At 71.7% G+C, this 12862-nt stretch carries 12 protein-coding genes and 1 riboswitch; of the genes, 5 read left to right on the top strand and 7 right to left on the bottom strand.

All coding sequences use genetic code 11. The annotated features are described in order from the left end of the window. Positions 1-5 precede the first annotated feature (5 nt). From I2W78_RS34265 to I2W78_RS34245, 5 genes are read right to left on the bottom strand one after another with little or no spacing between them, the layout of a single operon-like run. Positions 6-278: a phosphoribosyl-ATP diphosphatase gene (locus tag I2W78_RS34265; protein WP_196464127.1), complete on the bottom strand. Its 273-nt coding sequence runs from the start codon at positions 276-278 to the stop codon at positions 6-8. A 34-nt stretch (positions 279-312) separates the two neighbouring features. Then, the gene (ribH, locus tag I2W78_RS34260) at positions 313-798 is read right to left on the bottom strand and encodes a 6,7-dimethyl-8-ribityllumazine synthase (RefSeq protein WP_196464126.1); all 486 of its coding nucleotides are present in this window, start codon (positions 796-798) and stop codon (positions 313-315) included. Between the two features lie 25 nt (positions 799-823). Continuing rightward, the gene (locus I2W78_RS34255; protein WP_196464125.1) at positions 824-2134 is read right to left on the bottom strand and encodes a bifunctional 3,4-dihydroxy-2-butanone-4-phosphate synthase/GTP cyclohydrolase II; all 1311 of its coding nucleotides are present in this window, start codon (positions 2132-2134) and stop codon (positions 824-826) included. After that, a complete protein-coding gene (locus I2W78_RS34250) occupies positions 2131-2775 on the bottom strand; it encodes a nicotinamide mononucleotide transporter family protein (protein WP_196464124.1) in 645 nt (214 codons plus the stop codon). The genes I2W78_RS34255 and I2W78_RS34250 overlap by 4 nt, the downstream gene beginning before the upstream one ends. Next, on the bottom strand, positions 2772-3374 hold the full coding sequence (locus tag I2W78_RS34245) for a riboflavin synthase (RefSeq protein WP_196464123.1): 603 nt from the start codon (positions 3372-3374) through the stop codon (positions 2772-2774). Before I2W78_RS34245 ends, I2W78_RS34250 begins: the two co-directional genes overlap by 4 nt. A gap of 146 nt (positions 3375-3520) precedes the next feature. Further along, a riboswitch (FMN riboswitch) is annotated at positions 3521-3651 on the bottom strand. 213 nt (positions 3652-3864) lie between these two features. Between I2W78_RS34245 and I2W78_RS34240 the strand changes: the two genes are divergently transcribed. The 3 genes from I2W78_RS34240 to I2W78_RS34230 all read left to right on the top strand — a co-directional run bounded on the left by I2W78_RS34240 (position 3865) and on the right by I2W78_RS34230 (position 7232). Next, on the top strand, positions 3865-6192 hold the full coding sequence (locus tag I2W78_RS34240) for a chitinase C-terminal domain-containing protein (protein WP_196464122.1): 2328 nt from the start codon (positions 3865-3867) through the stop codon (positions 6190-6192). A 27-nt stretch (positions 6193-6219) separates the two neighbouring features. Next, positions 6220-6372 carry a hypothetical protein gene (locus I2W78_RS34235; protein ID WP_196464121.1) on the top strand — a complete coding sequence of 51 codons (153 nt, stop codon included), beginning with the start codon at positions 6220-6222 and terminating at the stop codon, positions 6370-6372. Between the two features lie 104 nt (positions 6373-6476). Then, positions 6477-7232, top strand: coding sequence for an SDR family oxidoreductase (locus I2W78_RS34230; RefSeq protein WP_196464120.1), 756 nt, complete (start codon positions 6477-6479; stop codon positions 7230-7232). A 204-nt stretch (positions 7233-7436) separates the two neighbouring features. Here the strand turns inward: I2W78_RS34230 and I2W78_RS34225 are convergent, their stop codons facing one another. Beyond that, on the bottom strand, positions 7437-8969 hold the full coding sequence (locus I2W78_RS34225; protein WP_196464119.1) for an ROK family transcriptional regulator: 1533 nt from the start codon (positions 8967-8969) through the stop codon (positions 7437-7439). Positions 8970-9093: 124 nt separating this feature from the next. Between I2W78_RS34225 and I2W78_RS34220 the strand changes: the two genes are divergently transcribed. Together I2W78_RS34220 and I2W78_RS34215 are read left to right on the top strand one after the other, a co-directional pair. After that, positions 9094-10311 carry an MFS transporter gene (locus I2W78_RS34220; RefSeq protein ID WP_196464118.1) on the top strand — a complete coding sequence of 406 codons (1218 nt, stop codon included), beginning with the start codon at positions 9094-9096 and terminating at the stop codon, positions 10309-10311. A gap of 42 nt (positions 10312-10353) precedes the next feature. Further along, complete coding sequence (locus I2W78_RS34215) at positions 10354-11736, top strand: uracil-xanthine permease family protein (RefSeq protein WP_196464117.1); 1383 nt, start codon at positions 10354-10356, stop codon at positions 11734-11736. Here I2W78_RS34215 and I2W78_RS34210 read toward each other — a convergent pair. Beyond that, the gene (locus I2W78_RS34210) at positions 11712-12860 is read right to left on the bottom strand and encodes a glycoside hydrolase family 6 protein (protein WP_196464818.1); all 1149 of its coding nucleotides are present in this window, start codon (positions 12858-12860) and stop codon (positions 11712-11714) included. The genes I2W78_RS34215 and I2W78_RS34210 overlap by 25 nt on opposite strands. Between the last annotated feature and the right edge of the window lie 2 nt (positions 12861-12862).

Genomic DNA, 12862 nt, shown 5'->3' with positions numbered 1-12862 from the left:
GGTTTTCAGAGGTGGGAGTAGACGTCGTCGAGGGAGATCCCGCGGGCGACCATCATCACCTGGACGTGGTACAGCAGCTGCGAGATCTCCTCTGCGGCCGCCTCCTTGCCCTCGTACTCGGCGGCCATCCAGACCTCGGCGGCCTCCTCGACGACCTTCTTGCCGATGGCGTGGACGCCCTTCTCGACCAGCTCTGCGGTGCGGGAAGTGGCGGGGTTGCCGTGGGCGGCCTTGTGCTGGAGCTCGGTGAAGAGCTCCTCGAACGTCTTCTTGGACATGGTGCCGCCCACTTTACGCGGTGTGTCGGCCCGCCTAACGCCACGGTTCAGATACTGAGCGGAGCGTGGCCGCCGTCGCGACCGCCGCGGTCACCGCTTCGTGCCCCTTGTCCTCGCTGGAGCCGTCCAGGCCGGCCCGGTCCAGGGCCTGCTCCTCGTTGTCGCACGTGAGCACGCCGAAGCCGACGGGGACGCCGGTCTCGACGGAGACCTGGGTGAGGCCCTGGGTGACGCCCTGGCACACGTAGTCGAAGTGGGGGGTGCCGCCGCGGATGACCACGCCCAGGGCGACGATCGCGTCGTAGCCGCGGCCCGCGAGGACCTTGGCGACGACCGGCAGCTCCCAGCTGCCGGGGACCCGCAGGAGGGTCGGCTCGTCGATGCCCAGGTCGTGCAGGGCGCGCAGGGCGCCGTCGACCAGACCGTCCATCACCTTCTCGTGCCACTGCGCCGCGATGACGGCGACCCGCAGGTCACCGACGTTGCGTACGGACAGTTCCGGTGCGCCCTTGCCGCTCACGTTTCTCCTCGGTGCTCTCTCTTGCTTACTGGTTGCCGCAGGTGGCCGCGGACGCGGCCGCAGAGGCTGTCACGGCGGGCGTGTCCAGCCAGGGCAGGTCGTGACCCATCCGGTCCCGCTTGGTGCGCAGGTAGCGGAGGTTGTGCTCGCCGGCCTGTACGGGCATCGGCTCGCGCTCGGTGACCTCGATTCCGTGCCGGACGAGCGCGTCGGTCTTCTCGGGGTTGTTGGTCATCAGGCGCACGCTGCGCACCCCGAGGTCCGTGAGGATCTGCGCGCCGGCCGCGTAGTCGCGGGCGTCGGCGGGCAGCCCCAGTTCCAGGTTGGCGTCGAGGGTGTCCCGGCCGCGCTCCTGGAGCTCGTACGCCCGGAGCTTGGACAGCAGGCCGATCCCGCGGCCCTCGTGTCCGCGCAGGTAGACCACCACGCCCCGACCCTCGGCGTGGATGCGCTCCAGGGAGGTCTGAAGCTGGGGGCCGCAGTCGCAGCGCAGGGAGTGGAAGACGTCGCCGGTGAGGCATTCGGAGTGGACGCGGACCAGGACGTCCTCGCCGTCGCCGATCTCGCCGTGCACCAGGGCGACGTGTTCGACGCCGTCGACGGTGGAGCGGTAGCCGTACGCCGTGAAGGTGCCGTGGGCCGTGGGGAGCCGGGTCTCGGCCTCGCGGCGGACGGTGGGCTCGGAGCTGCGGCGGTAGGCGATCAGGTCCTCGATGGAGATGATCGTCAGGCCGTGCTTGCGGGCGAACGGGATCAGTTCGGGCAGGCGCAGCATCTGGCCGTCCTCGCCGGCGATCTCGACGATGGCGCCGGCAGGGCGCAGGCCCGCGAGGCGGGCGAGGTCGACGGCGGCCTCGGTGTGGCCGTTGCGGGTGAGGACGCCGCCGGGCTTGGCGCGCAGCGGGAAGATGTGGCCGGGGCGGACGAAGTCGGTGGGCTCGGCGGTGCCGCCCGCCAGGAGCTGCAATGTGGTCGCCCGGTCGGAGGCCGAGATGCCGGTGGTCACACCGTGTGCGGCGGAGGCGTCCACGGAGACGGTGAACGCGGTCCTCATCGACTCGGTGTTCTCCTCGACCATCTGCGGCAGCCGCAGCCGGTCCAGTTCCTCGCCCTCCATGGGGGCGCAGATCAGGCCGCGGCACTCGCTCATCATGAAAGCGACGATCTCGGGGGTCGCCTTCTCGGCGGCGATGACGAGGTCGCCCTCGTTCTCGCGGTCCTCGTCGTCGACGACCACGACCGGGCGGCCGGCCGCGATGTCGGCGACGGCCTGCTCGATCGGGTCGAGGGTGAGGTCGAAGTCTTCGGTGTCGTAGAGGACGGTGGCCGCGGTCATGCCGGTGCTCCTTCCAGGACGGGCCGCGCGTCCCTGCGGGAGCGCAGCCACCAGTCGCGCAGGCCCCACAGGACGAGCGCGCCGTAGATGACGTAGACGAAGCCGGAGAAGGCGAAGCCGTTGGCGAAGTTCAGGGGTACGCCGACCAGGTCGACGAGCAGCCAGGCGAACCAGAACTCGACCATGCCGCGCGCCTGGGCGTACATGGCGACGACGGTGCCGACGAAGATGTACGCGTCCGGCCAGGGGTCCCAGGACAGGGTCGGGTACGCGGTGAACAGGCCGCCGACCGCGAGGGTGCCGAGCGCCGCCACGCCGAGCAGCACACCGCGCTCACGCCAGGTGGCGAACCGGACGGCGATCGAGCCGTCCTGCGCCTGCTGCCGGCCGCGGTTCCACTGCCAGAAGCCGTAGCCGGCGACGAGCATGACGACGATCTGCTTGCCCGCGCTGCCGGAGAGGTGGGCGGTGGCGAAGGCGGCGAAGAGGATCAGGCCGGAGACGAACTGGGCGGGCCAGGTCCAGATCGAGCGGCGCCAGCCGAGCGCCAGGGCGAACAGGCCGATCACGTTGCCGATCATGTCCGACCACTTGATGTGCTGGCCGAAGAGGGTGAAGGCCTCGGAGTTGAGCCAGTTCACCGGGTCGCCCCCTGACCGGCCAGGAGCCGCTCCACGTACTTGGCGATGACGTCGACTTCGAGGTTGACCGGGTCGCCGGGCTGCTTGAGGCCGAGGGTGGTCAGGGCGAGGGTGGTGGGGATCAGGCTGACGGTGAAGTAGTCGGCGCCGGCCTCGACGACGGTGAGGCTGATGCCGTCGACGGTGATGGAGCCCTTCTCCACGACATAGCGGGCGAGGTCGGCCGGGAGCGAGATCTTCACGATCTCCCAGTGCTCGGACGGGGTGCGCTCCAGGACGGTGCCCGTGCCGTCGACGTGGCCCTGCACGATGTGGCCGCCGAGGCGGGCGCCGACGGCGGTGGGCCGTTCGAGGTTGACACGGGAGCCGACGGCGAGGACGCCCAGGCTGGAGCGCTTGAGGGTCTCGGCCATGACGTCGGCGGTGAACTCGTCGCCCTCGTGGTCGACGACCGTGAGGCAGACGCCGTTGACGGCGATGGAGTCGCCGTGCTGTGCCCCCTCGGTGACGACGGGGCCGCGGAGTCGGAAGCGGGAGGCGTCGCCGAGGTTCTCGACGGCGGTGATCTCGCCCAGCTCTTCGACGATTCCGGTGAACACTTCCCGGGTCCTCCTGCCTCTTCGGGCACGGACTCCGGGGCTGTCGAGACGACAGAATGTACGAGCGAGACACCGGGGGCGACGCCGGACGGACTCGTCCCCACGGGGAACGACCACGGTCGGCGGCGCGCACGAATGCCCGCTCGCCGCGCACTGCCTCCCATCCGGACTTTAACCGTCGGTCCAGGAATTTCACCTGGTCAACCGGCCGCTGGAGGCGACCGGGTCGCGGACTGTAACCGCCGGTTCGGACTTTCACCGACCCCGGAGTGCGCTGCTACTGGTACAGGGCCAGTGTGCCACGACCGATCGACGTCCATACGGGCGGACGGTGTGGGGTGGCTCACAGGGTGCGTTGCTGGACTTCTCAGGCGGGCCGAACGGGCCCCAACTCCCCCTCGCGCACGCCCCTTTGAATTGGTCCATACCTATTGACGCACTGGTCTAGTCCTCTCTAGGGTCTGCGCAACTCCGTGGAGAGGAACCGACCGTGCTGTCCCCCTCACCTCACAGATCCAGATCCGCCCTGCTCACGGCCGCCGGCGCCGTCGCGGGCCTGGTCCTCGCCGGCCTCCCGGCCACCGTCTCGCACGCCGCCGACCAGGAGTCCTGCCGCCCCGACGGTCTCCACCGGACGCCCGGTGTGGACGTCCCGTACTGCTCGGTCTACGACTCGGCCGGCCGGGAGAAGATGGGCGCCGACCACCAGCGCCGGGTGATCGGCTACTTCACCGGCTGGCGCACCGGCAAGGACGGCACACCCGCGTATCTGGCCTCGGACATCCCGTGGGACAAGGTCACCCACATCAACTACGCCTTCGCGCACGTCGACGGCGGCAACAGGATCTCGGTGGGCACGGACGGCGCCACGAATCCGGCGACCGGTATGACGTGGCCGGGCGTCACGGGCGCGGAAATGGACCCGGCACTCCCCTACAAGGGCCACTTCAACCTGCTGAACAAATTCAAGAAACAGCATCCGGACGTCAAGACGCTGATTTCGGTGGGCGGTTGGGCCGAGACCGGCGGCTATTTCAACGACAACGGCACCCGTGTGAACTCCGGCGGCTTCTACTCGATGGCCACGAACGCCGACAGCTCGGTCAACCAGGCCGGCATCGACACCTTCGCGGATTCGGCGGTCGACTTCATCAGGAAGTACGGCTTCAACGGCGTCGACATCGACTACGAGTACCCGACGACCATGAAGGACGCGGGCAACCCACTCGACTGGTCGATCTCCAACACCCGCAGGGCCGGGCTGGTCAAGGGCTACGCCGCCCTGATGAAGACCCTGCGCGAGAAACTCGACCGCGCGGGCGCGGCGGACGGCCGGCACTATCTGCTGACGGTGGCGGCACCCTCCTCCGGATACCTGCTGCGCGGCATGGAGACCTTCCAGGTCCAGAAATACCTGGATTACGTCAACATCATGTCGTACGACCTGCACGGCGCCTGGAACGAGTACGTCGGCCCGAACGCCTCGCTCTTCGACGACGGCAGGGACGCCGAACTCGCGGCGGCGGGTGTGTACTCCACGTCCCAGTACGGCGGTATCGGCTATCTGAACACCGACTGGGCGTACCACTACTTCCGCGGCTCGATGCCGGCCGGGCGGATCAATATCGGCCTGCCCTATTACACCCGGGGCTTCAAGAACGTCACCGGCGGCACGGACGGCCTCTGGGGCAGAGCCCCGTCCACCGACTGCCCGGCCGGGTCCGGCCTGACCAAGTGCGGCGACGGCGCCATCGGCATCGACAACCTGTGGCACGACAAGGACACGAACGGCAAGGAGTCCCCGGCCGGCTCCAACCCGATGTGGCACGCCAAGAACCTGGAGAAGGGCGTCGTCGGGGACTACGTGACGAAGTACGGCTTCCCCGCCGACACCAGGCTGACCGGCAGCTACGCCCGCAGGTACGACGCGACGCTGGTCGCGCCATGGCTGTGGAACGCCGAGAAGAAGGTCTTCCTGTCCACCGAGGACGAGCAGTCGGTGGCCGCCAAGGCCGACTACGTCGTGGACCGGGGCATCGGCGGCACGATGGTGTGGGAGCTGGCCGGTGACTACGCGTGGAACGCGGCCAAGGGGCAGTACGAGCCGGGGTCGACGCTGACGACCCTGATGTACGACAGGTTCAAGTCGGCCTCGCCCTACGGCGCGACGCGGTCGACGATCGAGCTGCCGGCCGAGGCGCTGGACATCGACGTGGAGTTCGGGCAGTTCCCGCTCGGCGACTCCAACTACCCGATCAGCCCCAAGCTGAGGATCACCAACCGGACGCAGACGACGCTGCCCGGCGGTACGGAGTTCCGGTTCGACTACGCCACCTCGGCGCCCGGCAACGCCAAGGACCAGTCGGGGTGGGGGACTTCGGTGATCCGCAGTGACCACACCGGGTCGAACGTCGGCGGCCTCAAGGGCGACTACCACCGGGTCTCGCTGAAGCTGCCGAGCTGGCAGACGCTGGCGCCGGGCGCGTCGGCGGAGCTGGACTTCGTGTACTACCTGCCGGTGTCGACGCCGTCGAACTGGACGGTGACGTTCGGCGGGAAGACGTACGCGCTGGCCGGGGACCTGGCGCGCGGGACGACGGTGGTGGAGCCGGGGACGGCGACACCGACGCCCACGCCGTCCCCGACCGGCGGCACGGGGCAGTGCGCGGCTCCGGCCTGGAGCGCCGCGACGGAGTACGGCGGAGGCAGCACGGTGGCCCATCGCGGGCACTCGTGGAAGGCCAAGTGGTGGACGAAGGGCGAGGAGCCCGGCACCACCGGTGAGTGGGGGGTCTGGCAGGACCTCGGCGCCTGCTGACCCCCGGCCAGGACGGGCCCGGCGGCGGTGACGACGGCCCTTGCCCGCCGCCGGGCCTTCCCAGAGCCGCCCGCCCTGGCTTGGTTCGGGCAGCTGCGCGACGGTCTGATCACCGACCTGCGAGCCGTGCTGAACCTGGCCGAGCTGGAATTCGTACGACGTCAGCTCGGGCGTCCGTGAAACGCCGCCCCGGCGGTTGTCATATTCCCCAGGGGCTACTCGGTCCCAGCTGGCGAAGGGCGCTCCACCTGGGAGCGCACGGCGTGGCGAAGGGGCTGAACAGTATGACCACGATCCTGGTGACCGGCGGTACCGGAACCCTCGGCCGGCTCGTCACCGAGCGGCTGCGCGCGGACGGGCACGACGTGCGGGCGCTCAGCCGGCACGCCCAGCCGTACGCCGTCGACCTGCGCGAGGGCGGCACCGCACTGGACGCGGCCGTCGCGGGCGCGGACACGATCGTGCACTGCGCGACCACTCCGCGCGGCGGTGACGAGGAGGCGGCGGCCCATCTGATCGCGGCGGCGCGCCGGGCCGGGGCGGGCCATCTGATCTACATATCGATCGTCGGGGTCGACCGGGTGCCGTTGGGTTACTACGAGACGAAGCTCGCCGTGGAGCGGCTGATCGAGGAGTCGGGGCTGGGCTGGACCGTGCTGCGCACCACCCAGTTCCACGACCTGCTCCTCCGACTGTTCGACAGCCTGGCCAAACCGCCGGTCATGCTGCTGCCGGCCGGGGTGAAGGACCAGCCGATCGAGGTCGCCGAGGTCGCGGCGCGGCTCGCGGAGCTGGCGGCGGGCGGGCCCGCGGGGCGGGTCGAGGACATGGGCGGGCCCGAGGTGCGGACGCTCGACTCGCTGGCCCGCTCGTACCTCAAGGCCACGGGCCACCGACGGGCGATCGTGAACGTGCCGCTGTGGGGGCAGACGTACCGCGCTTTCCGGGGCGGCGGTCACCTCACGCCGCTGCGGGCCGTGGGGAAGGGAACGTTCGAGGAGTACCTGGCGGTGCGTGTCGGAGGCGTCCGGAGAGCGTGACCCCGGGGCGGGCCCCGCCGTCACCGTCCCCGGGGCCCAGGGGGTGCGAACAGCAGGGCTGCGCCGTCACCGTCCCCAGGGCCCAAGGGGTGCGAACAGCAGGGCTCCGCCGTCACCGTCCCCAGGGCCCAAGGGGTGCGAACAGCAGGGCTCCGCCGTCACCGTCCCCAGGGCCCAAGGGGTGCGAACAGCAGGGCTCCGCCGTCACCGTCCCCAGGGCCCAGGGGGTGCGAACAGCTCGTCCTGGGCCCGGTCCTGCGCGGTGAGCAGCGCCCCGCGGAGTACGGCACCGCCGCCCAGGACACTCGCCCGCACCTCCGTGACCAGCGGCGACATCCGCCGCACCCGCTCCTCCACCAGCCCCGCGAGGACCTCGCCCCCGGCCTGCCCTATCTCCCCGCCGAGCACCACGCACCCAGGGTCCAGGACGGCGGCAACGGAGGCGACGCCGATGGCAAGGCGGTCGGCGAGGGCGTCGAGGAAGCGGGCGGCAGACTCACCCGACTCCGCCGAATCCGCCGCTCCTCGCACCGACTCCGCCACACCACCGGCCGCCCCTCGCACCGACCCCGCCACACGATCCGTCGCCCCTCCCACCGACCCCGCCACACCACCGGTAGCCCCACCCACCGACCCCGCCACACCACCGGTAGCCCCACCCACCGACCCCGCCACACCACCGGTAGCCCCACCCACCGACCCCGCCACACCACCGGTAGCCCCACCCACCGACCCCGCCACACCACCGGTAGCCCCACCCACCGACCCCGCCACACCACCGGCCGCCCCACCCACCGACCCCGCCACACGATCCGTCGCCCCCCGCACCAACTCGGCGGCCCCCAAGCCACCCCCGTCGTCCGCCCCCACCCCGTACTCGCCCGCCAACCCCACGATCGCCCCCGCCGCCGCCAGCGAGTGAAAGCCCCCCGCGCAGTCCGTCGCCGACGGCAGCCCGCCCGTTCCCGGAACCGGCAGAAACCCGATCTCCCCGGTGCCCCCGGACGCCCCCCGCCGCAGCGCCCCGTCCAGCACCACCGCCGCCCCGGTCCCCTGCCCCAGCCACAGCAGCACGAACGTGTCCCGGTCCCGGGCCGCCCCCTCCCGCTGTTCCGCCAGCGCCGCGAGGTTGGTCTCGTTCTCGACGGTGACGCGCGCGTCGGGCAGACGTTCCTGCAGGACCGCGACCAGGCGCCGGTGCCAGGCGGGCAGGCCGGAGGAGTCGCGGAGTTCGCCGGTGGCGGGGTCGATCAGGCCGGGCGCGCCGATGCCGACCGTATGCAGCCTCCCCCACGCTCGAACGTCCTCGCGCGGGGGCGCCCCCATCGCCCCCGCCTCCTTCGCCGCCCGCTCCACCAGCGCGACCGCCTGCTCCACCGCGGGCCCGGTGCCCGTGTCGTCGCCGATCGGCACGGACGCCTCGGCGAGCACCCGGCCGAGCAGGTCGGACACGATCACGGAGACGCCCTCGGTGCGGACGTCGAGCGCGGCCAGATATGCCCGGTCGGCGACGATGCCGTACAGCTTGGCGTTGGGCCCGCGCCGCTGCTCGCCGGCCTCGCCGACCACCGCGATCAGGCCGGACACGGAGAGGCGTTCGACGAGATCGGCGACCGTGGGCCGGGACAGGCCGGTCAACTGTTTCAACTGCCCGGCCGTCAACGGCCCCTCCTGCTGCAACAGCCGCAGGGCGAGCCGGTCGTTGATGGCCCGGGCGGTACTCGGGGATGCGGGCATGCCGGGATCCTTCCAGATGAGGCCGTCGCGCCATGCCCTCTATCTATCAGGCAGGGTCCCTGATAATTTACCGGCCGGATCGCCGGACGCGGTCGGCGCCGGGACGCGACAAGGGGCGGGGAACATGAAAGACGTGGTCGACCAGCACCGAGAGGTGATACGTGCCCGGTATGCCGTGGCCGCCGTGTTCGCCGTGCACGGCGCGGTCACCGGCTCGTTCGCCACCCGCGTCCCCTGGATCCAGGACCACGCCTCGGTGAGCCCCGGCCAACTCGGCCTCGCGCTCGCCTTCCCCGCCCTCGGCGCGTCCGTCGCGATGCCGCTGGCGGGCCGGATCAGCCACCGCTTCGGCGCCCGTACGGCCCTGCGCGGACTGCTCGCCCTGTGGACGCTGGCGCTGGTCCTGCCGTCCCTCGCGCCCAATCTGCTCGCGCTGTGCCTCGCCCTGTTCGTCTTCGGCGCCACGGCCGGCATGGCGGACGTCGCGATGAACGCCCTCGGCGTGGAGGTCGAGAACCGTCTCGGCCGCTCGATCATGTCCGGTCTGCACGGCATGTGGAGCGCCGGCGCCCTCATCGGCTCGGCCGGCGGCACGCTCGCCGCGCACCTGGGCACGGACGCCCGGCTGCACCACGCGCTGGCGGCCGCGTGCCTCACCCTCCTGGGGCTGCTCGCCTGCACCTGGGTGCTGGACCTCCAGCCCACCGAGGACGAGGAACCCCCGCCCCGCTTCGCGCTGCCGCCGCGGTCGGCGCTGCTGATCGGCGCGGTCGGGTTCTGCGCGGTGTTCGCGGAAGGCGCGAGCCTGGACTGGTCGGCGGTCTACCTGGAGGACGAGCTGGGCACGTCGGCCGGTCTCGCGGCCGCCTGCACGACCGGCTTCACCCTCACCATGGCGCTCGCCCGGATCGCGGGCGACAAGGTGGTGGACCGCTACGGCTCGGTCCGCACGGTCCGCACCGGCGGTGTCCTCGCCGCCCTGGGCGGACTGCTGATCGTCCTGGCCGACCACCCGGCGGCGGCGATGGCGGGCTTCGCGCTGATGGGTCTGGGCATCGCCGTGGTCGTGCCGCTGTGCTTCGCCGCCGCGGGCCGCAGCGGCCCGAACCCGAGCCAGGCCATCGCGGGCGTCGCGACCATCACCTACACCTCCGGTCTGATCGCGCCGAGCGCGATCGGCACGCTGGCACAGGCCACGAGCCTGGTGGTGTCGTTCGCCCTGGTCACCTTCCTGTCCAGCGGGCTCGCGGTGTTCGCGGGCGTGCTGCGCTCCGGCGACCGCGACCGCCCGAAGGTGATGAGCGGCAGCCCACCGGTACGAAGCACCCGCGACCAGCCCTGACAATGGTCCGGCACTGCTGTTACGACGAAAGCGACACCTCACATGGATCTCGGCGTCCGCTGGAAACTGCACGGCGACGGACGCACCCCGGCACCCGGAGCGGTGGTCCGGCCCGACGAGCGGCTGTCCTGGCCGCGCACGGCCGGGCTCGGCGCCCAGCACGTGGTGGCGATGTTCGGGGCCTCCTTCGTGGCGCCGGTCCTGATGGGCCTGGACCCCAATCTCGCGATCATGATGTCGGGCGTCGCCACGGTCGTCTTCCTGCTCGCCACCCGCGGCCGGGTGCCCAGCTACCTCGGCTGCTCCCTGTCCTTCGTGGGCGTCGCGGCCGTGATCCGGGCCCAGGGCGGCAGCAGCGCCACGGTGACCGGCGCGGTCTTCGTGGTCGGCGTCGCGCTGTTCCTCGTGGGACTCGCCGTGCAGCGCTTCGGCGCGCGGATCATCCACGCGACGATGCCGCCGATCGTGACCGGCGCGGTGGTGATGCTGATCGGCTTCAACCTCGCCCCGGTCACGGCGTCCACCTACTGGCCGCAGGATCAGTGGACGGCCCTGCTGGTGATGCTGTTCACCGGCCTGGCCGTGGTCTGTCTGCGTGGTTTCTGGTCCCGGATCGCGATCTTCCTCGGCCTGGTCTTCGGTTACGGCATCTCCTGGGTCTTCGACCGGATCTTCGGCCGCATCCACTCGGTCAACGCGAGCGGCAGGCTCACCGACCACTGGCGCCTGGACCTCTCCTCAGTCGCCGACGCCGACTGGATCGGCCTGCCCACCTTCCACGGGCCGGCCTTCGAGTGGTCGGCGATCCTGGTCGCGCTGCCCGTCGTGATCGCGCTGGTCGCGGAGAACGCCGGGCACGTCAAGGCGGTCGGCGAGATGACCGGCGACCCGCTGGACGACAAACTCGGCACGGCGATCGCCGCCGACGGCGTCGGATCCATGCTGTCCACCGCCGTCGGCGGCCCGCCCAACACGACGTACTCCGAGAACATCGGCGTGATGGCCGCGACCCGCGTCTACTCCACGGCCGCCTACTGGGCCGCCGCCGGTTTCGCCCTGCTGTTCGGGCTGTGCCCGAAGTTCGGCGCGGTGGTGGCCGCGATCCCGGGCGGCGTGCTCGGCGGCATCACCGTCATCCTGTACGGCATGATCGGCCTGCTCGGCGCCCAGATCTGGATCAACGCCAAGGTGGACCTGCGCAACCCGCTCAACCTCGTACCGGCGGCCGCGGGCATCATCATCGGCGTCGGCAACGTGTCGCTGGAGTTCACCGACACCTTCTCGCTGAGCGGCATCGCCCTCGGCACGCTCGTCGTCATCACCGGCTACCACGCGCTGCGGGCGTTCGCCCCCGCCCACCTCAAGACCCAGCGGCCGCTCCTGGACGAGGGCACGTCCCGCTACGACGACGAGGCCAAGTCGTAGGCGTAGGAGGGCGAGAAGGTCCCCGGCGTCCCCTTGCACCCGTCCGACTCCCCCGGCAGCTTGACCCACAGGTAGGCGTCGATGCGCGCCTCGCCGGTGTGCAGGGTGGGCGCCCGGCCGATCTTCCGCCCGGCCGGGTCGCACCACGCCCCGTCCGCCGGTGCCCCGTTGCCGTTGCGGCTGGTGTCGATGACGGCGCCGAGGCCGTCCGGGCCGCCGAGCGCGGCCAGCACCTGCCGGTCGTAGGCGATCTCGTCGGCCGTGCGGTGGAAGTTGGAGACGTTGCTGAAGACGCCGTCGGAGGAGGCGGGCGAGGCCGCGCCCGCCTGCCTCAGCAGCGCCGCCTGCTTCTGAGCGGGGTTCCAGCCGGAGTGGCCGGCGTCGTAGTACACCCGCGCCTTCGGGTTGGCGGCCTTCAGGACGCGGCCCGCGCGGGCCAGTGAGGCGAAGCGGTCGGCGCGGTCGGCGGCGGGGAGACAGTCGGCCTGGGCGACGGAGTCGGGCTCCAGGATCACGATGACCTCGCCGGAGCCGAGCCCGGCCGCGAACCGCTCGATCCAGTCGTCGTAGGCCGCCAAATCGGGGGCGCCGCCCTGGGAGTGGCCGCCGCAGTCCCGGTCGGGGATCGCGTACGGCACGACGACCGGGACCCGCCCCTGGGCGGCCGCGCCGGCGGTGACGGCCGCGACCCGGGAGGTGATGGTGCCGGGCGTGAAGTCCGCGAACCACACCGAGGCCGGCTGGTCGGCGATCCGGGCGACGACCGCGCTCCGGGGATCGTCCGGGTTGGCGCGGACCCAGTCCAGGATCTGTGAGTCGGGATGGCGGTAGAGACGGGTCTGCACGGCGCCGGTCTGCCGCTCCCTGTCGGTACGGCTGGGCGAGGGCGTGGCGGTCGTCGGCGTGGGCGCGATCGTCGGCGTGGGCGCGACGGCAGATGGGGGTGACGGCGAGGGCCTCACCGCCGACGGTGACACCGACGGCACGACGGGCAGCCGGTCCAGACGCGCCGAGGCGGACACCGGCGACGGCCTGGCCTGGTCCGAGCCGTCCCCCTCGTCCAGCGCGGTCAGCATCCCGGTCACGGCGCCGACCGCGACGACCACGGAGGCCGCCGCCACCACGG

The organism is Streptomyces spinoverrucosus (assembly GCF_015712165.1).
Classification (GTDB): domain Bacteria; phylum Actinomycetota; class Actinomycetes; order Streptomycetales; family Streptomycetaceae; genus Streptomyces; species Streptomyces spinoverrucosus_A.
The sequence above is the reverse complement of the archived record's forward strand: the minus strand, read 5'-3'. Positions and strand labels throughout refer to the sequence as shown.

Bases quoted from the DNA above. Each gene is read 5' to 3' on its own strand.
- I2W78_RS34255 (WP_196464125.1), bottom strand. From the start codon at position 2,134: ATGACCGCGGCCACCGTCCTCTACGACACCGAAGACTTCGACCTCACC.
- I2W78_RS34225 (WP_196464119.1), bottom strand. From the start codon at position 8,969: ATGCCCGCATCCCCGAGTACCGCCCGGGCCATCAACGACCGGCTCGCC.
- I2W78_RS34230 (WP_196464120.1), top strand. From the start codon at position 6,477: ATGACCACGATCCTGGTGACCGGCGGTACCGGAACCCTCGGCCGGCTC.
- I2W78_RS34220 (WP_196464118.1), top strand. From the start codon at position 9,094: ATGAAAGACGTGGTCGACCAGCACCGAGAGGTGATACGTGCCCGGTAT.
- I2W78_RS34265 (WP_196464127.1), bottom strand. From the start codon at position 278: ATGTCCAAGAAGACGTTCGAGGAGCTCTTCACCGAGCTCCAGCACAAG.
- I2W78_RS34215 (WP_196464117.1), top strand. From the start codon at position 10,354: ATGGATCTCGGCGTCCGCTGGAAACTGCACGGCGACGGACGCACCCCG.